The organism is Xanthomonas dyei (assembly GCF_002939865.1).
Classification (GTDB): domain Bacteria; phylum Pseudomonadota; class Gammaproteobacteria; order Xanthomonadales; family Xanthomonadaceae; genus Xanthomonas; species Xanthomonas dyei.
Window position 1 is genome coordinate 32,548 of sequence record NZ_MDEE01000032.1, and the last position, 24,115, is coordinate 56,662.

Here is a 24,115-nt window from a genome sequence, read left to right on the forward strand (position 1 = left end):
GCATCCGCTTCGAACGCCGCATCGACCTCCACCTGGCATTGCTCTCGCTTGCCTGCTCCATCATCTGCTTACGGCTTCTTCCTGGGTTTTGTTAGCCGCTCTTAGTCACCTGCGTGCGCAACGCGGCCAGGATGCCGGCGGCGCGACAACGCGAACGCCTTAATAACGCCTTATTTCCCGCTGCGCTGCAGGCGTTTGCCAAGCGCGCGGCGCTGGGCGTGGCTGAGTAGATGTCCGTGCGTGCGCAGCAGGCCGATGATCTGCTGGTGCGCCAGCTGGGTGCGCCTGGCAAGCTCGGCAGTTGCCGCCTGCTCGATCGCCTTCCAGTCGGCAGGGGTGGAGGGAGCAGCTAGGGATCGGGGTTTTGCAGGCATGACGATCGGGGCACCGGAGACAGGTCGCAAGAATACGGAATGTGCGTGACTGATCGATCAGCGGCATCGCTTTGATGGCTGCGGCCTCACCGCCACGCGCAAGTCTCCGCGGTATTGTCGAGTCTGCCATTGATGGGCGCACCACGGCGGCCCTTGTAGGATCGTGGTACCGCGGCTGTGCCGCACAGCGCCCGCGCACGAGCGTTCCGCATGCCATCCACCACCGCCGACCTGACCGACATCCTGCTGCGCCACGCGCCGGCCGACGGCATGCACGCCACGCCGATCGCCGGGCTGCATGTCATGCGCAGCACCGTCGCCACCGACGCCATCCCCACCGTCTACACGCCGATGCTGTGCCTGGTGGCGCAAGGCCGCAAGCGCGCGATGCTGGGAGCGCAGGCCTATCACTATCATCCGCAGATGTACCTGGTGGCGTCGGTGGACCTGCCCATCGTCGGTTCGGTGATCGAGGCCAGCGACACCCATCCGTACCTGTGCTTCTGCCTGAACCTGGACACGGCGGTGCTCAGCGAGCTGGCGATCCACCATGCCGAACTTGCCGAGCCGCAACGCGACACCGCACGCGCCGGGCTATTGCTCAACCGCAGCACGCCGCAGCTGTACGACACCGCGGTGCGGCTGGCAGGCCTACTCGACCGACCGCAGGAAATCGCTCCGCTGGCCCCGCTGGTCACGCGCGAACTGCTCTATCGCCTGATGGCCGACCCCGCCAATGCGGTGGTGCGCCAGATGGCGATTGCCGACAGCCGCCTCAACCAGATTTCCAAGGCCATCGTGTGGTTGCGCAAGCACTACGCGCAGCGTTTCAGCATCGAACAGATCGCCGATCTGTCGGCGATGAGCCGCTCCACCTTCCATACGCACTTCAAGGCGGTGACCTCGATGACGCCGCTGGAATACCGCTCGCATCTGCGCGTGCACGAGGCGCGCCGGTTGATGGTGGCCGAGGCGCTCACCGCCGCCGACGCGGGGTTTCGGGTGGGCTATGAAAGCGCGTCGCAATTCAGCCGCGACTACGCGCGCATTCTCGGCGAGCCGCCCGCGCGCGATGCGCAACGCTTGCGCGCAAGCGCGCCCGATGCGACAGAAGCGGCGTGAGAATCGCTGCCTGATCTGGCTGCAGTCATCTGCACGCAGACATCGCCTCGTGCGCGACATGGGCGCCGCCCAGGCAGCGATGCCGATGCAGTGAGTAAGTACCGTCGAAAAACGGCAGACCCACCACAGCAGCGTAGTTGCCTAGTCAGTCGGCCTTGTACTGCGCCTCTGTCACCTGCTCGAGCCAGGTCACCGGCGAGCCATCCACCGACTCGGCAATGGCGATATGCGACATCGCCACCGTCGCGTTTGCTCCATGCCAATGCTTGACGCCCGGCGGAATCCACACGATGTCGCCGGGGCGGATCTCCTGCGCCGGCTTGCCCCACTCCTGCACCCGCCCCGCACCGGCGGTGACGATGAGCGTCTGCCCCAGCGGATGGGTATGCCACGCAGTGCGCGCGCCCGGCTCGAAGGTCACCGTGGCACCGCCCACGCGCGCCGGCGCATCGGCCTGAAACGGCGCATCGATACGCACCTTGCCGGTGAAGTAATCGGCCGGGCCCACGGCCGACGCCGCGCCGCCGGCACGGCTCACCTTGATCGGCGCCTGTGGCTGGCTTCCATTCCCCTCGCCACCCGGTGCGGTGGTCGCGGCCATCATCGATAACGACATTGCAGTTGCGAACAGATTCATTGCGGTACTCCTTGAGCGTAGTGAAACAACGTAGCGGTCGCTTGCCGCGCGGCGCGAAGGGCGCCACCCGGGTCGAAGCGGACCAGCCGCTGCTGCGTTATCGCGCAGCCACCGCATCGGCGGGACAATCGGCTACAGAGCATCGCCCTGCCCTGCATCCGGTGGCCTGCACTGTAGCGCGCATGTGCGCGCGCACTCCCCCTGCAAATCCGCATGCAGCTAGAAACGTAGCGCATCAATGCAACCGCTGCGGGCGAGCCGCCATGGCGTTGAAGCCATCACGCAGCATCGCGCATGATGCTGGCCGCATGAATCGCATGCCTGCAGCAGTCACTGGCAGCAATGGCTCGAGAAAACCTCAACGACCTGCAGGTCTTCGTGACCGTGGCGCGCGAAGGCAGCTTCACCCGCGCCGCCGCGCAACTGGGCGTTTCGCAATCGGCATTGAGCCATACCGTGCGCGCGTTGGAAACGCGGTTGGGCATCCGCTTGCTGACCCGCACCACGCGCAGCGTCTCGATGACCGAAGCCGGTGCGCGCCTGTTCGAAACGGTGGCGCCGCGGCTGCAGGAGATCGACGACGAGCTGTCCGCGCTCACCGACTTCCGCGACAAGCCGGCCGGCACCATCCGCATCACCACCGCCGGGCACGCCGCCGACGCCTACGTGTGGCCGGCGCTTTCCAAAGTGCTGCCCGACTACCCGGACCTCAGGATCGAAGTCACCGTGGATTACGGCCTGGCCGACATCGTGGCCGAGCGCTACGACATCGGTATCCGCTTGGGCGACCAGGTCGCCAAGGACATGATTGCGGTGCCGATCAGCCCACCGCAGCGCATGGCGGTGGTCGCGGTGCCGGGCTACTTCGTGCATCACACCCTCCCGGCCGCTCCGGCCGATCTGGCGCAGCACAACTGCATCGGCCTGCGCTTGCCAACGCATGGTGGGTTGCTGGCCTGGGAGTTCGAAAAAGCCGGGCGAGAGGTCAAGGTGCGCGTGGATGGGCAGTGGACCTTCAACAGCAGCAGTGCGATGTTGCGCGCGGCGCTGGCCGGCGCGGGTATCGCATATCTGCCGGAATCCATGGTGCTGGAGCACATCGCCGCCGGCCAACTGCGCCGCGTTCTGGAGGACTGGTGCGAGCCATTCGAGGGCTATTACGCCTATTACCCCAGCCGCCGCCAGTCCTCGGCGGCATTGCGCGTGGTGATCGATGCGCTACGGCAAGGGCTGACCTAGTCGCTCGCGCGTTTGGTAGCAGCGTGCTGCGCGCGCTCATGCCTGATCGGTCATGGGCCATCGCGCGCTTCTACGACAGCGCCGCGCTGCGGTCGATTGGAGCGCCGGGGTTAGAGCGGCTAACAAAACGTAGCGAGCAGTCGTCAGGTGGGTGTGGACGGCGCGGAGGAACCGGAGTGTACGGGTGGTACATGAGGATTCCGAGCACCGGCCGCGCCCGCCTGGCGGCTGCACAGTAGTTTTGTTAGCTGCTCTTAGTTACCGACCAGCTTCTGACGCTCCGGGCTATAGCGCTCGCCGACAATCGCCACCGCATCCAGCACTTGCTGGATGCGCGCAAGATCCTCGCGGCTCAACATCAATGCAGCGCCGCCCAGATTTTCGTCCAGGCGATGCAGCTTGGTGGTGCCGGGGATCGGCACGATCCACTGCTTGCGCGACAGCAACCACGCCAGCGCCACCTGCGCCGGCGTGACGCCCTTGTCGGCAGCGATCGCCCGGATGCGTTCGACCAGCGCCTGATTGGCCCGACGCGCCTCGGCAGCGAACCGAGGCACCTGATTGCGGAAATCGCCCGCGGAAAATTGGGTGTCGGCCCGGATGGCGCCGGTCAAAAAACCCTTGCCGAGCGGGCTGAACGGCACGAAGCCGATCCCGAGTTCTTCCAGCGTCGGTAACACACTGGTCTCCGGCTCGCGCCACCACAACGAGTATTCGCTCTGCACTGCCGTCACCGGCTGTACCGCATGCGCACGCCGGATGGTGTCGGCACCGGCTTCGGACAGGCCGAAATGCGTCACCTTGCCTTCGGCGATCAAGTCCTTGACCGTGCCGGCCACCTCCTCGATCGGCACCGCAGGGTCCACGCGATGTTGATAGAACAGGTCGATGCGGTCGGTCTTCAGACGCGTTAGGCTGGCCTCGGCCACCGCACGGATCCGTTCGGGACGACTGTCGAGCCCGGCATCGGCATGTCCGTCCTTGAAGCCGAACTTGGTCGCAATCACCAACTGGTCGCGGTGCGAAGCCAGCGCGTCGCCCAGCAACGCCTCGTTGGCGAAGGGCCCATATGCCTCGGCCGTATCGAAGAAGGTGACGCCCCGCTCCACTGCCGCATGCAGCAAGGCCACGGCCTGTGCGCGCGCAGTCGCCGGCCCGTAGCCATAGCTCAGACCCATGCAACCCAAGCCCAGCGCCGATACCTGCAAGCCGCTGTTTCCCAACTGCCGTAGTTGCATCGTTTACTCCCGCAGCAACCGCCGCATCGAATGAGTCGGCTGCGGACGGCAACGCCGCTGCAGCACCGATGCGCCACGATAGTCCTGTACCGCCGGCGCATTGCACAACAGGCCGCGCTAACGCTTATGAGCGCGCTTCATCAACGCACAGCACGCCCGCATCGCATGGGTGGATCTGCGCATGCGACCGCAGACAGCGCGCCACCGACTACCGCCATCCATCGCGCAGTCCTCCCGCCGCAGCTAGAACCCGCTCGGCACGTGGCGCTTGCCTACCGTGGTCACCGCCAACGGCTGCGGCCGATACGCACGCAGGAACAGCGCGACCGCACTGGCGACATACGCTTGCTGCGTGGCAGCCGGCGCCTGCAACAAGTCGCCACGTGGCGTCGCATTGGCCGGTAGCCCGGTCATCAGCCCGAAGAACTGCACCGACGCTTCCAGCAGGTCGTCGATCGCCAGCGTGCCCGCGGCCACTTCGTGCGCCAGCAGGGCGTGCATCATGCGGTCGTAGCGCTCGAAGCACAGCATCCACATCTCCTCGCGCATCTGGCTGGGCAATAACGGCGGGCGCACCAGTGCGTACGCGGCATCGTCCAACGCACTGCGGCGTGCCACGCGCAGTAGCGCATTGGCCACGGCAATCAGACGCTGATCCAACGGACCGCGCGCGCGCAGCAGCACATCCCAGTGACTGCGCGGCGCATGCGCCAATGCCTCGAGCGTCGTGCGGAACAGCACCTCCTTGGACGCGAAGTACGCGTACAGCGTGGCCTTGGACACCCGCGCCTGCCCGGCGATGCTGTCCATGCTGGTGCCCTCGAATCCGTCACGCTGAAACAGCGCACGCGCCGCCGCCAGAATCGCGCCGCGCTTGCCGGTTGGCGCATGCACAAGCGGCGCATCGTCGGCCGGGGTGGCCTCATCCATGCGGCTGGCCCGTCGCGACGCTGGCCATCTCCGGCTCGGCCGTCTGCAGCCAGCCGCCACCCATCGCCTTGTAGAACGTCACCAGATTGGTGAAGCGCGACAGCTGCGTGCCGATCAAGGTCTGCTGGGCGCTGTACAGCGAGCGCTGCGCATCCAGCGCCTGCAGATAACTGTCGATACCGCGTTCGAAACGCGCTTGCGACAAGCGATAGCTATCGGCAGTTGCATCGACCAATGCCTGCTGGGCCTGTAATTGCCGGCCCAGCGTGTCGCGTTGCGCAAGCGCGTCGGACACTTCGCGGAACGCGCTCTGGATGGATTTTTCGTAGCGGGCCACCTCGATGTCGCGGTTGGCCTTGGCCATATCCAGATTGGCGCGATTGCGCCCGGCATTGAAGATCGGCAAGGTCAGCGTCGGCACGAAGCTCCAGGCGCGCGTGCCCGAATCGAACAGGTTCGACAGGCTGCTGCTGGATGAGCCCACCGAGCCGGTGAGGCTGATGCTTGGGAAAAATGCCGCGCGCGCTGCACCGATGTTGGCATTGGCCGCACGCAGGTTGCGCTCGGCCTCCAGGATGTCCGGGCGACGCTGCAGCAACTGCGACGACAACCCGGCCGGCACGCTGGCCAGCACATTGCCGTCCATGCTGGCCCCGTCCGGCAATGCGCGCGGCAACAAGGATTCCGGCAACTGCGTGCCGACCAGCAGCACCAGGGCATTGCGATCCTGCGCCACCTGCGCGGTATAGCGCTCCACGTCCACGCGTGCGGTTTCCACCGTGGTTTGCGCCTGACGCAAGGTGAGCTGCGAGGCCACGCCCAACTCGAAACTGCGTTGCTGCAGGCGATAGCTGTCGCTTTGGCTGCTCAAGGTGGACTGCGCCAATTGCAGCGATGCCTGATCGGCAGCCAGGGTCAGATAGGCGGTGGCGACTTCGGCGACCAGGCTGATATGCGTGCTGCGGCGCGCTTCGGCGGTGGACAGAAATTGTTGCAGCGCCTGCTCCTTGAGGCTGCGCACGCGCCCGAACAGATCCAGTTCGTAGGCGCTGATGCCGACGTTGCCGCTGTAGGTGCGGAACACTGCCGGCTGCCCGGGGATGGCCAGTTCGGACGGCGTGCGCGCATTGTTGGAGGTACCGGTGCCATCGATGGCCGGCACCAATGCAGCGCGCTGCACCCGGTATTGCGCACGCGCCACTTCGATATTGAGTGCGGCCACGCGCAGGTCGCGGTTGTTTTGCAGCGCCAGCGCGATGACTTGCTGCAACGCGGGGTCGGTGAAGACCTCGCGCCAGCCGATATCGGCCACGTTGCGCGCCTGTTCGGTTTCGGCGGCATCGGGCGTTGTGGCGGAACCGGCACCGGCACCGGCGAAGTGATCCGGCACCGGCGCGTCTGGGCGGGTGTAGCGCGGCATCATGGTGCAGCCAGACAGCACGCTGGCCACCGCGATCGCGGCAAGTGTCATGCGAATCGGTGTCATGTCAGTGTCCTGTCGGTTGCGGAGTAGCGGGCGTTGCGGGTTGCGCGCGGCGCTTGAACAAGCCGCTGACCAGCACGAAGAACAGCGGTACGAAAAAGATCGCCAGCACCGTGCCGGACAACATGCCGCCGATCACTGCCGTGCCCAGTGCATGCTGCGCACCGGCACCGGCACCGCTGCCGAGTACCAACGGCACCACGCCCAGAATGAAGGCCAGCGATGTCATCAGGATCGGCCGCAAGCGCATGCGCGCCGCTTCCAGCGCCGACTCGATCAGGCTCTTGCCGCCCTCGTGCAGCTCCTTGGCAAACTCCACGATCAGGATCGCGTTTTTCGATGCAAGGCCAATGGTGGTCAACAACCCTACCTGGAAGTACACGTCATTCATTTTCCAGGTCAGGATCGCGCCCAGCAGCGTGCCGAACACGCCCAGCGGCACGACCAGAATCACCGAGAACGGAATCGCCCAGCTTTCGTACAACGCAGCCAGACACAGGAACACGATCAGGATCGACAGGCCGTACAACAGGCCGGTCTGACCGGTAGAGGATTTTTCCTGGCGCGACAATCCGGTCCACTCGAAGCCGATACCGGGCGGCAATTTGGCCGCCGCCGCTTCCACAATCTGCATCGCTTCGCCACTGGATGCCGCGCCGGGCAGCGCCATGCCCAGGATCTCCACCGACGGCACGCTGTTGTAACGCTCCAGCCGCGGCGAACCCGATTGCCAGCTGGCGGTTGCGAAGGCGTTGAACGGCACCATGGTGCCGGCGCTGTTGCGCACGAACCAGCGGTCGATGTCCTGCGGGTTCATGCGGTAAGGCGCGTCGGCCTGCAGCATCACCTTCTTGACGCGTCCCTTGTCGATGAAGTCGTTGACGTACACGCTGCCCCACGCACTGGAGAAGGTGTTGTTGATGTCGGCGATCGACACCCCCATCGCCTGCGCACGGTGCGGGTCGATCTCTAGCTTGAACTCGGGCGTGTCTTCCTGCCCGTTCGGGCGCACCGCCACCAGGCGCTTGTCCTGCGACAGCTCGGCGAGCAACTGATTGCGCGCCTGCATCAAGGCGGCATGGCCCAGATTTGCGCGGTCCTGCAGCATCAGATCGAAGCCGGTGGCATTGCCCAACTCCGACACCGCCGGCGGCGCAAATGCAAACACCCTGGCATCGCGGATACTGGCGAAAAAAGCGCCAGCCTTGCCAGCCACCTCAGTCACGCTCTGACCCTTGCCGGTGCGCTCGTCCCACGGCCGCAATTTGACGAAGGCAAACCCCACGTTCTGGCCGGTGCCGGCAAAACTGAAACCGGACACTGCAAACACGCCTGACACCGAATCCTTCTGATCGACCAGGAAGTGATGCTCCACCTGCTTGAGCACCTCGCTGGTGCGCGTATCGCTGGCGCCGGGCGGCAACTGCACCAGCACGAACAACGTGCCCTGGTCCTCGTCCGGCAAAAAGCCCACCGGCAACTTCATGAAACCGACCACCACCAGCGCCAGCAACACCGCATAGGCAAGCATGTAACGCCAGCCCTTGCCCAGCATGTGCCGCACCACGCCTTGATAGCGGCTGTTGCCGCGATCGAACACGCGGTTGAACAAACCGAAAAAGCCGGTGGTGGCCATGCCATGGCCTTTGCGCACCGGCTTGAGCAAGGTGGCGCACAGGGCCGGGGTCAGGATCATCGCCACCAGCACCGACAAGGTCATTGCAGACACAATCGTGATCGAGAACTGGCGATAGATCACCCCGGTGGAGCCGCCGAAGAATGCCATCGGCACGAACACCGCCGCCAGCACCAGCGCCACACCGACCAGCGCACCGGAAATCTGATCCATCGATTTGCGTGTGGCGTCCTTGGGCGACAACTGCTCCTCGCCCATCACGCGCTCGACGTTTTCCACCACCACGATGGCATCGTCCACCAGCAGGCCGATCGCCAGCACCATCGCGAACATGGTCAGCGTATTGATGGTGAAACCGAACGCGGCGAGCACGCCGAAGGTGCCCAGCAACACCACCGGCACCGCAATCGTCGGAATCAAGGTGGCGCGAAAGTTCTGCAAAAACAGATACATCACCAGGAACACCAGCACCACCGCTTCGACCAAGGTGTGCACCACCTGCTCGATGGAGATGCGCACGAACGGCGTGGTGTCGTACGGCTTTTGCACCTTCATGCCCGGCGGGAAGAATTTCTCCTGCTCCTCCAGGCTCTTGTCGATGGCGCGCACCGTGTCCAGCGCATTCGCACCGGTGGCCAGCTTGATCGCCAGACCGGCGGCCGGCTTGCCGTTATAGCGGCCGACCGTGTTGTAGCTTTCTCTGCCAAGTTCGATGCGTGCCACATCGCGCAGCCGCACCTGCGCGCCATCGGCCTGCGTGCGCAGCAGGATGTTCTCGAACTGCTCGGCGGTCTTGAGCCGGGTCTGCGCGGTGATGGTGGCATTGAGCTGCTGGTTGGCAACGGCCGGCAACGCGCCGAGCTGGCCGGCCGACACCTGCGCGTTCTGCGCCTGGATGGCGGTGCGCACATCCACAGGGGTGAGATTGAAATTGCTCAGCTTGTCCGGGTCCAGCCAGACGCGCATGGCGTATTGCGAACCGAACAACGTGGTGTCGCCCACGCCTTCGACGCGGCTGATGGTTTCCTGCACGTTGGCTGCCACGTAATCGGACAGGTCCGAGTCGCTCATGCTGCCGTCTTCGGAGGTAAAGGCCAGCACGTTGAGGAAATTGGTGGCCGACTTGGTCACCGTCACACCCTGCTGCTGCACTTCCTGCGGCAGCAACGGCGTGGCCAGCGACAACTTGTTTTGCACCTGCACCTGCGCGGTGTCCGGGTCGGTGCCGTTGTCGAAGGTCAGCGTGATGGTCACCGCACCGCTGGACTCGCTGGTGGAGGCCATGTAGCTGAGATGGTCCAGCCCCTTCATCTTCTGCTCGATGACCTGGGTGACGGTGTCTTCCAGCGTCTGCGCCGAGGCGCCCGGATAGTTGGCGGTAATGGCGACGGCGGGCGGCGCGATGCTGGGGTATTGCGCGATCGGCAAGGTGGCGATGGACAGGATGCCGGCCAGCATCACGATGATGGCCAACACCCACGCGAAGATCGGACGGTCGATGAAAAAACGTGCCATGTCGTGTGATCCGCCTTAATTCGCCGCACGCGGCGTGGTGGGCGCCGATGGCGCGCCCGCAGCGTCGGTGCGCTTTGGTTGCCATGGCACGGTCTTGACCTGGATGCCGTCGCGCGCGCGCGAAGCGCCTTCGACCACCACCTGTTCGCCGGGCTTCAGGCCGCTGCGCACCAGCCACTGGTCGCCGACCTCGCGGTCGGTGTCCAGCACGCGTAGCTGCAGTTTGTGGTCGGCGCCGACCACGAAGACGGTCGGCTTGCCGGCACCATTGCGCGAGACCGCCTGCTGCGGCACCAGCACGCCCTGTTGCTTGACGCCTTCCTGCAGCACCGCGCGCACGTACATGCCAGGCAGCAGATCCGCGTTGGGGTTGGGGAACACCGCGCGCAGGGTGATCGAGCCGGTGTTCTGGTCCACGGTGACATCGGAGAACGCCAGCTGGCCCTGCAACGGATAGCGGCTGCCGTCTTCCAGCAGCAGCGACACTTTGGCCGCGCCCTCGCCGGCCTGTTCCAGGTCGCCGCGCGCCATCGCCTGCTTCAGCCGCAACACCGCCACACTGGGTTGGGTGACGTCGATATAGATCGGGTCCAGCTGCTGGATGGTGGTCAGCGCGTTGGCCTGATTGGCGGTCACCAACGCGCCCGGCGTAACGCTGGAGCGGCCGATGCGGCCGGAGATCGGGGCGTCCAACCGCGCGAACGCCAGGTTGATACGCGCGGTTTCCACGCTGGCCTTGCCGGCGGCCACGTCGGCCTCGGCCTGGCCCAGCGCCGCGGCGGTGTCGTCGCCCTCCTGCTGGCTGATCGCCTTGATCTGCGCCAGCTCGGTGTAGCGCTCGGCCTTGAGCCTGGCGGTGCGCAGGTTGGCCTGCGCCTTGGCCAGGGTGGCCTGGGCGCTGGCATAGCTGGCGCGGTAGGTCGCCGGATCGATCTGGTACAGCGTCTGCCCGGCCTTGACGTCGCCGCCCTCGGTGAACTGGCGCGACTGCACGATGCCGCCCACCTGCGGGCGGATCTCGGCGATCAGGTACGGCACGGTGCGCCCCGGCAGCGCGGTGGTCAGCGGCACCGGCTGCTGCTTGACGGTCAGCACCGCCATCTCGGGCGTGCCCTCTTCCGGCGGTGGTCCGCCCGGCGGGCTGCCGCAGGCGCTGAGCAGGACGGTGGCGGCAACGGCAAACAACGGCAGGCGGTAAGAGGCTTGAGAACGCACGAGAGGATCTCCGAAGATGCGCGATTGAAAAATAAAACGGTACGGTTCGGTATCCTAATAAGCTCATCCGTGGGCGTCAAACATTTCTGCCCAGTAGGTATACTTATGAATTAGCAGGAGGATGGGATGCGGGTCAGAACCGAAGCAAAGCGCGACGCCATCATTCAGGCGGCCAGCGAGGTGTTCCTTGAACTGGGCTTCGAAGGGGCGTCGATGTCGCAGATCGCGGCCCGGGTCGGTGGCTCAAAACGCACGCTGTACGGGTATTTCCCGTCCAAGGAAGAGTTGTTCGTTGCGTTTGCCAAAGACATGTCAGATCGCTACATCGACCCCTTGCTGGATGCGCTGTCGCAGAGCAGCGACCCGGTTGCCGGGACCTTGCAGCGTTTTGGCCAGGACATCCTCAGCTTCCTGTGCAAGCCCGACTCGATCGCCATCTGGCAGACCATCATCGGCGTCTCCGGCCGCTCGGAGGTTGGCGCACTGTTCTTCAATGCCGGCCCGGAAGAAGGCCTGCAGCGCGTTGCCGACTTTCTGCAAGTGAAGATGGACCGTGGCCTGATCCGACGTACCGACCCCTCACTGGCCGCGCATCAACTGGCCGCCCTGCTGGAATCGGAAACGCTGATGCCCTGCCTGTTCGGTGCGCTCAAGGATCCTTCGCCCGAGTATCTACATGGCGCCGTACAGCGCGCGGTGGAGATGTTCCTGGCTGCCTATGCGCTCGATGCAGGCCAGACGCCGTGATCGGCTGCGTTCGCACATGCGTAGGCGGTGTCTCGCGCAAGAGGATGCCTGCAAGCGCGCGCGCACTGCACATGCGTCGGCCTGCGTCGTCGTTCAACGATGGAATCACCGGGCAGTCAACGCGCTATGAAACGACGCCGGCTCCACGCACGCGCTGTTTCAGCCGCGCCCGCCATTGTCGACCACACTTCATGCGCGGTATCGGCGTTGCCACGTTGGTGACATCGCGCTCAGGCCAGCCTCCGGAAAAGCAGGCGTTCGCCGTCGGATGACCTGCTGTCTCGAAAGCACCGTGCAATCAGCGCGTTGCGGCACTGCGCAGCGGCACGCGGTGTGCAGTCGCTTGGCAGCTGCGAAACTTGGCAGTTGCAACGTGGCATCGGCGCCGCTCATCAGCGGGGCGCTGCTCACGCCTCACTACCTCACGACGCATCCTGCAACCGGGGCACCGCGCGCGAAACACGCGTCAAGGCCGCGCGTTCTGCGCAACCTGGCAACCGCTTACTCGGCCACCGCGCACTTGGCGCACAGGCCATGCACTTCCAGCGTCTGCGCCTGCGGCTGGAAACCCAACGCCTTGGCGCGGGCTTCCAGTTGCGCCACCACCTCACGGTCTTCCAGTTCCACGGCGCTATGGCAGCGGTCGCAGATCAGGAACGGCACCGAATGCTGGGCGCTGTTGGGGTGGTGACAGGCAACAAAGGCGTTGACCGATTCGAGCTTGTGCACAAAGCCATTGGCCATCAAGAAATCCAGCGCGCGGTACACCGTGGGCGGGGCATCGGCGCCCACGCCCTTGCCTTCGCGCACCCAGTCCAGCAGTTCGTACGCCTTGACCGGTTTGCCGGCGTCGGCGATCAGCCGCAGGACATTGGCGCGGATCGGCGTCAGCCGCAGGCCGCGCTCGCTGCAGGCGCGCTCCACCGCGCGCACGAAGCTGTTGGCATCGTCCACGTGATGATGCGGGGCCGTGCAGGCATGGTCCTGGTCGTGCGGTTGGGTGTGCGTGTGCTTGGTCATACAGGCTCCGGCGTCAGGCTGCTCCAATCTTGATGAGTGCCGCATCGATGCGTTTCAAGGCACCCTCGCGGCCGGCCAGGTACACCGTCTGCGAAATGTCCGGGCTGACCTGGGTGCCGGTGATGGCAACCCGCAGCGGCTGGGCGACCTTGCCCATGCCCAGTTCCAGCGCTGCGGCGGCCTCGTGCAGCGCCGCCGACACGCTTTCCACGCTCCACTCGCTCAGCGCCGCCAGCATCTCGCGCGCTTTGCCCAGCGGCACTTCGGCGCCGAGCTTCAGGTGCTTGATCACCGCCGCTTCGTCGTAGGTTTCCAGCGGCTGGTACCAGACCACGGCCTTTTCGGCCATTTCCTTCAGCGTCTGCACGCGCTCGCGCAGCGCCACCACCACATCGGCAGCGGCCGGGCCGGCGGCGATGTCCAGACCGAGCTTGGCGAGCTGATATTCCAGCTGCGGCGCGATGCTGGCCGGGTCGTCGGTCTTCAGATAATGCTGGTTGACCCAACCGAGCTTGGCCATGTCCAGGCGCGCCGCCTTGGAGTTGACGTCCTTGACGTCGAACAGGTCCAGCAGTTCCTGCTGGCTGAACAACTCCTGGTCGCCATGCGACCAGCCCAGACGCGCCAGGTAATTGATCAGCGCATGCGGCAGGTAGCCGGCGTCCCTGTACTGCATGACGTCGGCCGCGCCGGTGCGCTTGGACAGCTTGGCGCCCTGCTCGTCCAGGATCATCGGCATGTGCGCGAACTTGGGCACCGGCGCGCCCAGCGCTTCATAGATGTTGATCTGGCGCGGAGTGTTGTTGATGTGGTCGTCGCCACGGATCACCTCGGTGATACCCATGTCCCAATCGTCCACCACCACCGCAAAGTTGTAGGTGGGGAAGCCGTCCGGGCGGAAGATCACCATGTCGTCGAGCTCGCTGTTGGCGATCTCGATGCGGCCCTTGATCAGGTCGTCGAACACCACCGTGCCGCCGACCGGGTTCTTGAAGCGGATCACCCGGTTGGGGTCGTCGCGGTACGGCAGCTGCTGCTCGCGGGCGGCGCCGTTGTAGCGCGGCTTTTCCTGCCTGGCCATCGCGGCCTCGCGCATGGCGTCGAGCTCTTCGCGGGTTTCGTAGGCGTAATAGGCCTTGCCCTGCGCCAGCAGTTGCTCGGCCACCTCTTGATAGCGGGCGATGCGCTGGGTCTGGTAGATCGGGCCTTCGTCGTAGCCCAGGCCCAACCAGTCCATCGCCTCCAGGATGGCGTCGATGGCCGCCTGGGTGCTGCGTTCGCGGTCGGTATCTTCGATGCGCAGCACGAACTGCCCGCCGCGGTGGCGCGCCTCCAACCAGCAATACAGGGCGGTGCGGGCGCCGCCGATGTGCAGGTAACCGGTGGGGCTGGGAGCAAAGCGGGTGCGGCAGGTCATGGAACGCTCGGCGAAACGGGAGTGTGCCGATTTTACCTTGCGCAGCGTGGCCCTGCCCGGCCGGGTGCGGCGGCGGTGATGTCGGGGGCCGTAGCGGCGCCGCGTTGCGCATCGGCGTTGGTGCCGGCACGCCCGCATCCTTGCGGCGCAGCGGGTTCAGCCGCTCGCGCCTGGGTTGCGATCAGCGCGGTTGACGCTCGAACACCGGCGGCGCCATGCACACCTGGCGACCGGCGGTTCTTCGGCCAGGTTCAGCGATTGCGCAGCAGGTCGCCGTACACCACGCATTCGCCATCGCTGCGCCCCGGGCCGGGCGCGTCGTACAGCACCAGCCAGCTGGGAACCTTGCCGGCCAGCTGCGGCGGCAGGTTGCAGATGGCTTCGGCGCGGTCGCTGTCGGTACCATGCGGCAGCACCGCCGATTCCAGCACGGCATGCTGAAAGCGCACCGGCTCGCGGTTGGCGGCCAGCACGGTGCGTGCATCCGGCCATTTAAACAGTCGGATCTCGCCGTTCAACACCATCGTGGGGCCGGCCAGCAGATACAGATCGTCGCCGGAATAATGCAGATCGCGGATGCCCAGCCCGCCCAGCTGCAGGAAGTGCTTGCGCAGCAGCGTGCCGTCGTCGTCCAGCGGCGCCAGGCGCAGATGGTCGCCATGCGCTTCCACCCGGATTTCCAGCAACGCCGACCAGCCGCGTAGCACCGGCCCGCGCAGGCCAAGCAGCAGACGCTTGCCGTCGGCCACGATGCCTTCGATATCGAAGCCATTGTCCTTGCCGGGAATCTTCAAAAACGGGCCAAAATGCGCGTCGTCGGCCAGCAGCTCGGTGAGCTGGTTGTGCTTGGCGTCGCCCTTGAGCCGCAGCGCACGGCGGCCATCGGCCGCCTCGCGCACCAGGCGTGGCGTGCCATCGGCATCGGACTCGATCGGCAGGCAGGCCAGCAGGCGGCGGTTGGCGTCGAGCTTGAGTTTGGTCAGGCGTTTGGCGTTGTCGGCATCGTCGCGGCCAGGCTTGGCGTTCTTGCGCTTCAAGCCATGCGAGCCGATCACCCAGAGATAGCCGTCCGACAGGCCCATGCCTTCCAGATCGGCTTCTTCTGCGTCCTCCCCCGGAAGATCCAGCAGCTCGGCCAGGGGGAAACTCTGGCCTTCGCCGAAGCGCAGCGTCTCGCGCTGGGTAGGCTGCAGCTTGCGCAGGCGATCCACCGCGCAGGCTTCGTCGCCGGCCACCCACAGCCAGTCGTCGGTAAACGCCGCGCCGGACAGATTGCTGTGCACCAGCGCGCCGGGTGCGAACTCCAGCCGGACGCTGTGCGGAATCAGGGTTTTCTTGGCCATGGGAACCTGGTGGGTGGTGTTGCGAAGTTGGGCGATTGAAGGCCTGCGCACGTAGCTGCGCGGTCGCTGCATGCGGCGGCAGGTGCTGAGCGCACCCGCCGCGTTTGCAACCTCCGCGCCTGCGCACGATGCGAGCAGGGGATCAATCGTTCTTGGTCAATCGAACGCGGCCAGCTTGGCACGCGCCACTTCCGGCGCCAACTGGCCCGGCCAATCGCGGTCGTTGGCCACCTGCGCGTGGGCGCGGCTGGCTTCGAACGCAGCGAAGTCCAGCGTGGCATACGCCCAGACGGTGTCTGCATCGGTTTGCGCCAGCACGCCGTCGGCGGGAAAGCCCACATCCATCGGTGCAAACACCGCCGCCTCGCCGGTGTTGATGTCCAGCGCGGGGCTCCAGGGCGCCTCGCCGGCGGTGACCGATTGCGCGACGAACATGCGGTTTTCCAGTGCGCGCGCCAGACACCCGACCCGCACGCGGGTGGCGCCGGCGGCAGTGTCGGTGCAACTGGGCACGATCAACAGGCGCGCGCCGGCGTCGTACTGCGCGCGCACCGGCAACGGAAATTCGCTGTCGTAGCAGATCGCAATCGCCGCACGCACGCCGTCCAGCGCGAACACCTTCAATGCATCGCCCGGCTCGATCAGCCCGGTGGCTTTTTCGAACCCGGTCAGTTGCAGCTTGTCCTGCCAACCATGGCCGCCGTCGGGCGTGAACCAGTCGCTGCGGTTGCGATAGCGGCCCTGGCCCAGATCCAGCAGAAAACTCCCGGCAATCAGATGCAACCGGTGCTGCCGGGCCAGGCCGGCAAACAGCTCCAGCCACGCCGTTCGCAGCGCCTGGATGGCCGCCAACGACTCAGGCAGGCCGGCCGAAACCTGCGCGCCGAACGTGGCCGCCAGCTCCAACGACAGATATTCCGGCAGCACCGCCACCCGCGCGCCGGCAGCCGCAGCCTCGCCGATCAGTGCCGACATGCGCGCGGCGAAGGCTGAGAAATCCACGGGTTTGCCGATCGGATATTTGGCAACGGCGATGGTGAGCGGAGCATTCATCGGCAAGCTTCCTTTAACGGCTCTATAGCGACGCACAACGTGCGCAGCAACGCAATCGACCGCACCACGCTCAAGGTTTCAGCGCGCGCGTCCACACACTCAAGCTGTGGTCGATCTGCCCATGTTGCAACTCCGCCCACTCCAGCCGCACCTGCATGCCCGGCTGCGGCGCGTAACCGCGCTTGCGCCAGAACACATCGTTGGGGCGATAGTCGGCAGGTTTGCGCGGGTCGTCCGCTGCACGCTCCACCGAGCAGAACGCGGCGATTGTAAAGCGGCCCAATGCGCGGGCATGCGCCTCGCGCCTGTCGAAGAAGGCATGGCCGAGGCCCTGCCCGCGATACGCCGGCAACAACACCGATTCGCCGAAATAAAACACGCTGGCCGGGTCGAAACCTGCAGCACTGAACGGCGCGTGGAAAGCGTCGCTGTCGTCAAGCAATGGCAAGCCGGTGGAGGCGCCGATGACCGCATCGCCATCGCGTGCCAGGACGAACACGCTATCGGGCGAAGCGGCATAGGCAGCCAGATAGTCGCGTTCGTAGTTGGCATCGCCGTCGTACAGATACGGCCATGCGCGGAACACCGCGATGCGCAACTGCGCTACCGCATCCAGATACGGCAACACCGCGTTGCCGTGGACTGTTTCAACGATCAGGGAGGTGCCGGTCATGCGGCCATGGTAAGCGAGCCTGGCCGCGTTGCGCGGCTGCGCTGCCATTGCTCACCGCAGCCAGCCGTCATGGCGTTGGGCCGCGTTGCCGGGCTGTTGCCACATCAGCCACACCGCCGCTTCTTCCTGGGCCACCAGCACCCCAAGCAGCGCATCGGTACTGCGCGCCCAGTAACTGCCGTTACTCAAGCGCTGCCACGGCCCGTAGCCGCGCACACGTGCGTCCTGAGCCGGTGCCTGCTGCCGCCGCGACGCCTGCAAGAAACTGCATCCATCCACACGCAACGCCTGCGCCGTGCGCGCATGCAGGCGCAGGCCGATCACCCCACGGCGGCCCTCGCGCGCCAGCGGCAATGCCGACAGCGGCGAGCCTTCCCATTGCGACAGTGGCGCTGCGGGAAGCAGCGCCACTGTGTCGATTCCGGCGGGCAGCAAACGCTGCGCCCGCCGGTACACCTGTGCATGCGCGCGCATGTCGACCTCAGCGCAGGCTGTTTCCAAGCTCGTACCAATCGACCTTACGCGTCACCCACATGATGCTGGCCAGGATGCCGAACAGCAGCAGCGACCCCATCAGCAGCGAGTTGTCTTCCGAGACCAGCAGGCTATAAAGCACGCCATACAACGCCGTCAGCATCACCGAGAACCCGGCAGCGCGTACCCAGCTCCGCAACACGCCGGACAGATAGAAGAACTGCAGGCCGATACATGCCGCCGCCGACACCAGATACGCCTGCCAGAACGCGATGTGCTCGGAAAGGCTCAGCAGCAACAGGAAGAAGATCGCCAGCGCCAGGCCGACCAGCAGGTATTGCAACGGATGGATCGGCAAGCGCTTGATCAGCTCGAACAACACGAACGCCACAAAGGTCAGCACCACGAACAGGATGCCGTATTTGCTGGCGCGATCGGCCTGGGTGTACACATCCACCGGGTCGACCAGACGCACTTCCAGCGTATCCAGCGACGACTGCGACGACTGCAACTGCGTCTGCGCACCGGTTGCCAGCGACGACAGCGACCAGCTCGCATCGAAGCCGCGCTCGCTGATGGTCGGCGCATTCGGCAGAAAGCGCCCACCGAACAACGGATGCGGCCAGGCCGAGCGCAGCGCGATGTCGTTATTGTCGGCAATCGGCGCGATGGCCAGACTGCGCGTGCCATCCAGCACGAATGCCATCTCCACCGCATTGCCATCGACCAGCTTGCCGGCCAGCGGATCGCCCAAGGGCTGCAGATCGGCGTGAATGCCGGCCGAGCGCGGTGCCAGGCCGCCAGCGCCGCTTTCCAGCGTCAGGGTGCGGCCGTCCACCTGCAGCCTTGGCGTGCCGACCAGGCCGCGCACGTCCGAAATGCCCACGGCCAGATGCGGCTGGCCATAGCTGCGCCCGGCCACGGCCGGATACTCGAGCGGGTCGAATTCGGCCTTGAGCTTGGCCTTCCACGAATACACCTGCACGCGGAACAGGCCGATCTTGCGCTCGGACGGCATCAACTCGCCGCTCAGGTTGAGCGTGCGCGGGGTCTGCAGCAGTTGCCCATCGCGCTTGCGCCAGACCTTGTGCGACTTGCCCTCCTCGTTCGGCTCGGTCACCTGCACATCTTCGGTGTACGGCAGCACCCGCACCGGTGCGATGAACTGCTGCTCGCCGGCCTTGCTCTGCGCCACCCGCTCCACCGCCTGGTCGCGGTATTGCGCACGGTCCTGCACGGTGCCGCGAATCAGCAACAAGGGAATCAGCAACAACAGGATCAGTCCGCCGATGGTGGCGAACCGCAACAACAGTTTCAGGGATTTCATCGGCCATCCTCGTTCTGGGAGGTGGCCAGGGTGCAAGGCCCCGGTGTCGGGGGTTTGAGGTGAATTTGAAGCGAATGTGAAGTGCCGCATCTGCGCGCGCGGCGCCCTTCTCGGCGACCCGCCGCTGCATGAGTTCGAGAAAACCGCTACTAGCCGCGATCAAAACGACTGTAGAGTCCGCGCTCAAAATCAGTAGGCACCACGTGCACCATCTGACTCCTGCGCACCGCCCCCATCTGACGAGGCTTGCGACGTTGTGTCAGCCGCGCTTAGCCGATCGGCAACCGCAAGGTCGCAATCGCACCGCCACCGTCGCGATTGCCCAGCGCCGCATCGCCACCGTGCAGGCGCGCCACCTCGCGCACGAACGGCAAGCCGAGGCCGGAGCTGCGTTGCCCGGTCTGTGGGCGCGCCAACGAATAAAAGCGCTCGAAGACGCGTTCGATGGCGTAATCGGGCACCCCACTGCCGCTGTCTTCGACCGACAGTTGCCACTGCCCGGCCTGTCTGTGCGCACGCAGCAGCACGCTACTGCCCTGTGGCGAAAACGCAATTGCATTTTCCAGCAGATTGATCAGTGCCTGACGCAGCAGAAACACGTCACCGGACACGTACTGCTCACTGGCCGAATCGGACGGCACGGCAAGCTCCAGTTGCACGCCCGCCGCAGCGGCGCGCGGCGCCACCGCCTCTAACGCCGCCTGCAGCACGCCGGCCACGGCGATGCGCGCGCGCGTCTGCAGCCAGCCATGTTGTTCCACCTCGGCCAGCGCGAGCAGCTTGTCGATGGTTTCGGTCAATCGCTGCTCCTGCGCGCGGATGCTGGCGACAAAATGCTGGCGATCGGCTTCCGGCAACGGCTCGGTCAACAACTCCGATGCGCCACGGATCGCTGCCAGCGGGCTTTTCATTTCGTGCGTCAGCGACTGCACGTAATGCTCGACGTAGGCCTTGCCTTCCAGCTTGCGGCGCATGGTTTCCAGCGCCTGGCCGAGGTCGCCGATTTCATCGCCGCGCGGTTTGGGCGGCGGCACCGGGATACCGGCGCTCACCGCCTGCGCGTACCGATTGAGCCGGCCGATGCCGCGCATCAGCCACCACGTCATCAAAATGCCGATCAATGCGGAAATGCCGATCAACCAGGCCCCGCGCTGCAGGATGTTGCGTTGGCTGGCTTCGATAAACGGGTCGATGCTGCGATTGGGCTGGGCCAGGGTCAGCACGCCGATCAACTTGCCGGGTTGATCGGGCGCGTAGATCGGTGCGGCCACATGCATGACGGTGGCGGTAGGATCGCCATCGAGTTCTGGGCTGGAACGCGCGCCGTATTCGCCACGCAAGGTGCGGTAGACATCGTTCCAGCGCGAGTTGTCGCGGCCCACGTCGCGGCCCAGCGAATCGAATACCACCACCCCGCGCGCATCGGTCACGGTGACGCGGTAATCCACATTGTTCTTGCGGAAGCGCCACACCCAGGCCTTGGGGTCGCGCTGCTGCGCCTGCGCCAGATTGCGCGCAAAGCGGCCGTCGACGATGTGCCCGGCGGCCAGGTCGCTGCTGGCCATTTCCGCCAGCACGTTGGCCGCATCCACCAGCGTGGATTCCATCGCTTGACGCACGCCGGGTTTGACCTCGTTGACGAACACCCGCATCACGAAGAACGCGGCCAGGCCCACGATCAGGAAGAAGCCCAGAAACAGCTTGAGACCGAGCCGCATGTCAGCGCCCCACTCCGTTCAACGCACCACACACACGCCCATCCATCGGCTACAGCTCCAGGGCGTAGCCAAGGCCACGGTGGGTGCGAATCGGGTCGGCCGGCACGCCGGCCAGGCGCAGCTTGCTACGTAGCGTCTTGATATGGGTGTCGACGGTGCGATCGGCGCTGTCGGCGCTGGCATCCCAGCCGCGATCCATCAACTGCGCACGGCTCAGGATCGCACCCGGGCGTTGCAGCAACGCAGCCAGCAGCGCGTATTCGTAACGGGTCAGCGGCAACAAGGCATCGCCGTATCGGATGCGGCTGCCGTCGCGGTCGATCGCGAACGCACCATGCGGTTGCCAGCCCGGTTCGGCCGCCGCTGCCACGCTGCGGCGACGCAGGCGTGCGCGCACCCGCGCCACCAGCTCGCGTGGGGAGAACGGCTTGGCCATGTAATCGTCGGCGCCCAGCTCCAGGCCGAGCACACGGTCGATCTCGTCGTTGCGCGCGGTCAGGAAGATCACCGGCACCTCGCTGAAACTGCGCAGGCTGCGGCACACCTCGAAGCCGTTGATGTCCGGCAGGCCCACGTCCAGCACCACCACATCGGCCGGGTCGGCACGCAGCCGCGCCAGCGCGTCGCGGCCCAACAGGCAATGCTCGGCCGCATAGCCTTCGCTACGCAGCGCGTACAGCACGGTATCGGCGATGGCGGCTTCGTCTTCGACGACGAGCACGCGGGCGGGAGAGTCGGACATGGCGCGCAGCATAGCCGCATGCCGGCGCGGCCCATAGCGCGCACGCTGCCAGGCCGCGGCAACAGACGTTGGCGACAGATGGCCGGGGCAGCTGCGCGCTCCCGGCGCCACGTCCTCAAGTCCATGCCGCTGGTGCATCCGGCCACGCCGCGCACCCGCGCGCAGCGCAAAGGGCCGCGCACGCTCTACACTTCCCCGATGAACTATCGCCATGCCTTCCATGCCGGCAACCATGCCGACGTGCTCAAGCACATCGCCTTGCTGGCGCTGATCGACACCCTCAAGCGCAAGGACACCCCGTTCTTCGTGCTCGACACCCACGCCGGGCGAGGCCGCTACCAGCTCGGTGGCGAAGAAAGCCGCAAGACCAACGAAGCCGATGCCGGCGTGATGCGGCTGATGGCCGAGTCCGCCTTGCCGGAGGTGGTCGAGCGCTATCTGCGTGCGGTGCAGGCCGACAACCAGACCGTCGCCCGCCCCGCCGTCCCGGGGCAAAAGCCGGCCCGCCCCACCGCCGGCATCCAGCTCAATCATTACCCCGGCTCGCCGCTGCTGGCCGCCCAGGCCCTGCGCGAGCAGGACCGCATGGCGTTCTGCGAGTTGCAGCCGGACGAGGCGGAGGCGCTCAAGGGCCTGTTCGCCAAGGACAGCCGCGTGCGCGTGCATGCCGGCGACGGCTATGCGGCCATCCGCGCATTTTTGCCGCCGCGTGCCGGCGACACCAAGATCGGCCGCGGGCTGGTGCTGGTCGACCCCCCGTACGAGTCGCAGGACGCCGAATACCAGCAGATCATCCACAGCGTGCGCGAGGCGTTGGCACGCTGGCCGCAGGCGATCTGCATGGTGTGGTACCCGATCAAGCTGCGCCGCAGCCTGCAGCCGTTCATGCGCAAGGCGGCCACGTTGCCGGCCAAGTCGGTGCTGGTGGCCGAGCTGCAGGTGCGCCCGGACGACTCGCCGCTGCGCCTGACCGGCAGCGGGCTGTTGATCGTCAATGTGCCCTGGCAATTCGACAAGGTGCTGGCACCGGCATTGCCGGTGCTCAAGAAGCATCTTGGCGAGCTGGGCGCCTCCACGCGCCTGGAATGGCTGCGCCAGGACGCCTGATACACCGGTGATGCGTGCAGCGTGTGGCTGGCCGCCTTTGCGGCGACTGCGCACGCTGCAGGCCGTGTCGTGCACTCGCGGTGGCGCGCATCCGCTGCCGGCTGGCTGACAGGCGCGGCAACCTGGCGTCGGGCTGATGCTTGGCCTTGGCGCGATAGCCGGCCCCCTGGCCTCAAACCGTCCCGATCCGCAGCAGGCTGCCCTCCGGTCGCCAGCGAATCACGGGCAACTGCCAGGCGATGGCGCGCGAGCAAGCTCACGACCGGCTCACGGCTCCGCTCGTTACAGTTGCGTGGGAAGCACTGCCACCTCTTGATGGCCCCCAGCGGCGCACCGGATTCATTCACGGTTGCGCGCCGGGCTGGTGCCAGAATCTTCCGATCTTTAAGGAACATCGGTCATGGCCATTCGCAATCGCATGCCTCCCTGGCATGAAAACTTCAGCCTGCCCAATGGCCGCACCCTGTTGCTTCGCCCGATCCGTCCCGAGGATGGCCCGCCGCTGCAAGGGGCTTTCAGCCTGCTGGGACCGGAGGAGATCCGCGCGCGCTTCGTGCGCTCCTCCGCCGAAATCACCCCGGAGATGGTGCAGCGCCTGACCCATCCCAACCCCAAGACCGAGATCGTGCTGGTCGCCGCCGAGCAGTTGCCCCCGGGCGAAGCCCTGGTGGGCGCGGTGGCGCGCGCAGCATTGGTGCCGGGCACCCGCCAGGCCGAATACACCATCCTGGTCAGCAGCTTCGTCGCCGGCCAGGGCCTGGGACGGCAATTGATGCGCAAGCTGGTGAAGTGGGCGCGCCGCAAGTATCTGGACTGCCTGTTCGGCGACGTGCTGCAAAGCAACGTCCCGATGCTGCAGCTGGCCGAATCGCTGGGCTTCAAGCCGCAGGCGCATCCGGATTCGCCGGAATTGGTGCGGATGGTGCTGGAGCTGGATGCCTGAGGGGCTGGGATTGGGGAGTCGGGATTGGGGATTCGCTGAAGGCCGTTGCGGTGCTTGCTGGTTGCAGGGTCCTTGCCCGCCTACCTCCGCGGGACACGCCGTGAATCCATCCATGGAGCAACTGTGTTGGTCAGGACCTCAATCCGCGACCTTTGATCAGTT

Annotated in this window: 21 protein-coding genes, 1 other RNA gene and 1 pseudogene; 6 read left to right on the forward strand and 17 right to left on the reverse strand. The window is 65.9% G+C overall.

The window, feature by feature from the left end:
• Nucleotides 1-95, forward strand: a pseudogene (locus XdyCFBP7245_RS24295) (IS5/IS1182 family transposase); the annotation flags it as partial.
• 75 nt (nt 96-170) lie between these two features.
• Here the strand turns inward: XdyCFBP7245_RS24295 and XdyCFBP7245_RS17620 are convergent.
• Complete coding sequence (locus tag XdyCFBP7245_RS17620) at nt 171-374, reverse strand: hypothetical protein (RefSeq protein WP_104616805.1); 204 nt, start codon at nt 372-374, stop codon at nt 171-173.
• Between the two features lie 210 nt (nt 375-584).
• On the opposite strand from XdyCFBP7245_RS17620, the gene XdyCFBP7245_RS17625 reads away from it, so the two are divergent.
• Nucleotides 585-1,496: an AraC family transcriptional regulator gene (locus tag XdyCFBP7245_RS17625; protein ID WP_104616806.1), complete on the forward strand. Its 912-nt coding sequence runs from the start codon at nt 585-587 to the stop codon at nt 1,494-1,496.
• 145 nt (nt 1,497-1,641) lie between these two features.
• On the opposite strand, the gene XdyCFBP7245_RS17630 is transcribed toward XdyCFBP7245_RS17625, so the two are convergent.
• Nucleotides 1,642-2,133: a (R)-mandelonitrile lyase gene (locus tag XdyCFBP7245_RS17630; protein ID WP_170068700.1), complete on the reverse strand. Its 492-nt coding sequence runs from the start codon at nt 2,131-2,133 to the stop codon at nt 1,642-1,644.
• Between the two features lie 342 nt (nt 2,134-2,475).
• On the opposite strand from XdyCFBP7245_RS17630, the gene XdyCFBP7245_RS17635 reads away from it, so the two are divergent.
• A complete protein-coding gene (locus XdyCFBP7245_RS17635; RefSeq protein ID WP_104616807.1) occupies nt 2,476-3,372 on the forward strand; it encodes a LysR family transcriptional regulator in 897 nt (298 codons plus the stop codon).
• A gap of 117 nt (nt 3,373-3,489) precedes the next feature.
• Here XdyCFBP7245_RS17635 and XdyCFBP7245_RS17640 read toward each other — a convergent pair.
• The 6 genes from XdyCFBP7245_RS17640 to XdyCFBP7245_RS17665 all read right to left on the reverse strand — a co-directional run bounded on the left by XdyCFBP7245_RS17640 (nt 3,490) and on the right by XdyCFBP7245_RS17665 (nt 11,389).
• Nucleotides 3,490-3,565: non-coding RNA, sX9 sRNA (locus tag XdyCFBP7245_RS17640), on the reverse strand.
• Between the two features lie 61 nt (nt 3,566-3,626).
• Nucleotides 3,627-4,610 carry an aldo/keto reductase gene (locus XdyCFBP7245_RS17645; protein WP_104616808.1) on the reverse strand — a complete coding sequence of 328 codons (984 nt, stop codon included), beginning with the start codon at nt 4,608-4,610 and terminating at the stop codon, nt 3,627-3,629.
• A gap of 243 nt (nt 4,611-4,853) precedes the next feature.
• On the reverse strand, nt 4,854-5,540 hold the full coding sequence (locus XdyCFBP7245_RS17650; RefSeq protein WP_104616809.1) for a TetR/AcrR family transcriptional regulator: 687 nt from the start codon (nt 5,538-5,540) through the stop codon (nt 4,854-4,856).
• Nucleotides 5,533-7,026 (reverse strand): efflux transporter outer membrane subunit, encoded by a 1,494-nt coding sequence (locus XdyCFBP7245_RS17655; RefSeq protein ID WP_104616810.1) that lies wholly within the window; start codon nt 7,024-7,026, stop codon nt 5,533-5,535. Before XdyCFBP7245_RS17655 ends, XdyCFBP7245_RS17650 begins: the two co-directional genes overlap by 8 nt.
• A 1-nt stretch (nt 7,027) precedes the next feature.
• Nucleotides 7,028-10,174: an efflux RND transporter permease subunit gene (locus XdyCFBP7245_RS17660; RefSeq protein ID WP_104616811.1), complete on the reverse strand. Its 3,147-nt coding sequence runs from the start codon at nt 10,172-10,174 to the stop codon at nt 7,028-7,030.
• 15 nt (nt 10,175-10,189) lie between these two features.
• On the reverse strand, nt 10,190-11,389 hold the full coding sequence (locus tag XdyCFBP7245_RS17665) for an efflux RND transporter periplasmic adaptor subunit (protein ID WP_104616812.1): 1,200 nt from the start codon (nt 11,387-11,389) through the stop codon (nt 10,190-10,192).
• Nucleotides 11,390-11,515: 126 nt separating this feature from the next.
• Here XdyCFBP7245_RS17665 and XdyCFBP7245_RS17670 point away from each other — a divergent pair, with 126 nt between their 5' ends.
• Entirely contained in the window at nt 11,516-12,136 is a 621-nt protein-coding gene (locus XdyCFBP7245_RS17670) for a TetR/AcrR family transcriptional regulator (protein WP_104616813.1), read from the forward strand.
• Between the two features lie 501 nt (nt 12,137-12,637).
• On the opposite strand, the gene XdyCFBP7245_RS17675 is transcribed toward XdyCFBP7245_RS17670, so the two are convergent.
• The 9 genes from XdyCFBP7245_RS17675 to creB form a co-directional block, all read right to left on the reverse strand.
• Nucleotides 12,638-13,156: a transcriptional repressor gene (locus tag XdyCFBP7245_RS17675; protein ID WP_104616814.1), complete on the reverse strand. Its 519-nt coding sequence runs from the start codon at nt 13,154-13,156 to the stop codon at nt 12,638-12,640.
• Between the two features lie 13 nt (nt 13,157-13,169).
• Nucleotides 13,170-14,573, reverse strand: a complete 1,404-nt coding sequence (gene gltX, locus XdyCFBP7245_RS17680; protein WP_104616815.1) for a glutamate--tRNA ligase — start codon at nt 14,571-14,573, stop codon at nt 13,170-13,172.
• Between the two features lie 251 nt (nt 14,574-14,824).
• Complete coding sequence (locus XdyCFBP7245_RS17685; protein ID WP_104616816.1) at nt 14,825-15,916, reverse strand: DUF3616 domain-containing protein; 1,092 nt, start codon at nt 15,914-15,916, stop codon at nt 14,825-14,827.
• Between the two features lie 156 nt (nt 15,917-16,072).
• The gene (locus tag XdyCFBP7245_RS17690) at nt 16,073-16,969 is read right to left on the reverse strand and encodes a carbon-nitrogen hydrolase family protein (RefSeq protein WP_104616817.1); all 897 of its coding nucleotides are present in this window, start codon (nt 16,967-16,969) and stop codon (nt 16,073-16,075) included.
• 70 nt (nt 16,970-17,039) lie between these two features.
• Nucleotides 17,040-17,642 (reverse strand): GNAT family N-acetyltransferase, encoded by a 603-nt coding sequence (locus XdyCFBP7245_RS17695; protein ID WP_104616822.1) that lies wholly within the window; start codon nt 17,640-17,642, stop codon nt 17,040-17,042.
• A gap of 51 nt (nt 17,643-17,693) precedes the next feature.
• Complete coding sequence (locus tag XdyCFBP7245_RS17700; protein ID WP_104616818.1) at nt 17,694-18,116, reverse strand: hypothetical protein; 423 nt, start codon at nt 18,114-18,116, stop codon at nt 17,694-17,696.
• Nucleotides 18,117-18,123: 7 nt separating this feature from the next.
• Nucleotides 18,124-19,443, reverse strand: a complete 1,320-nt coding sequence (gene creD / locus XdyCFBP7245_RS17705; RefSeq protein WP_104616819.1) for a cell envelope integrity protein CreD — start codon at nt 19,441-19,443, stop codon at nt 18,124-18,126.
• Nucleotides 19,444-19,712: 269 nt separating this feature from the next.
• The gene (gene creC / locus XdyCFBP7245_RS17710; protein WP_104616820.1) at nt 19,713-21,161 is read right to left on the reverse strand and encodes a two-component system sensor histidine kinase CreC; all 1,449 of its coding nucleotides are present in this window, start codon (nt 21,159-21,161) and stop codon (nt 19,713-19,715) included.
• A gap of 49 nt (nt 21,162-21,210) precedes the next feature.
• Complete coding sequence (creB, locus tag XdyCFBP7245_RS17715) at nt 21,211-21,915, reverse strand: two-component system response regulator CreB (protein ID WP_211287733.1); 705 nt, start codon at nt 21,913-21,915, stop codon at nt 21,211-21,213.
• A 186-nt stretch (nt 21,916-22,101) separates the two neighbouring features.
• On the opposite strand from creB, the gene XdyCFBP7245_RS17720 reads away from it, so the two are divergent.
• Together XdyCFBP7245_RS17720 and XdyCFBP7245_RS17725 are read left to right on the forward strand one after the other, a co-directional pair.
• Nucleotides 22,102-23,010 (forward strand): 23S rRNA (adenine(2030)-N(6))-methyltransferase RlmJ, encoded by a 909-nt coding sequence (locus XdyCFBP7245_RS17720; RefSeq protein WP_104616824.1) that lies wholly within the window; start codon nt 22,102-22,104, stop codon nt 23,008-23,010.
• 400 nt (nt 23,011-23,410) lie between these two features.
• Entirely contained in the window at nt 23,411-23,953 is a 543-nt protein-coding gene (locus XdyCFBP7245_RS17725; protein WP_055849802.1) for a GNAT family N-acetyltransferase, read from the forward strand.
• Nucleotides 23,954-24,115 lie beyond the last annotated feature (162 nt).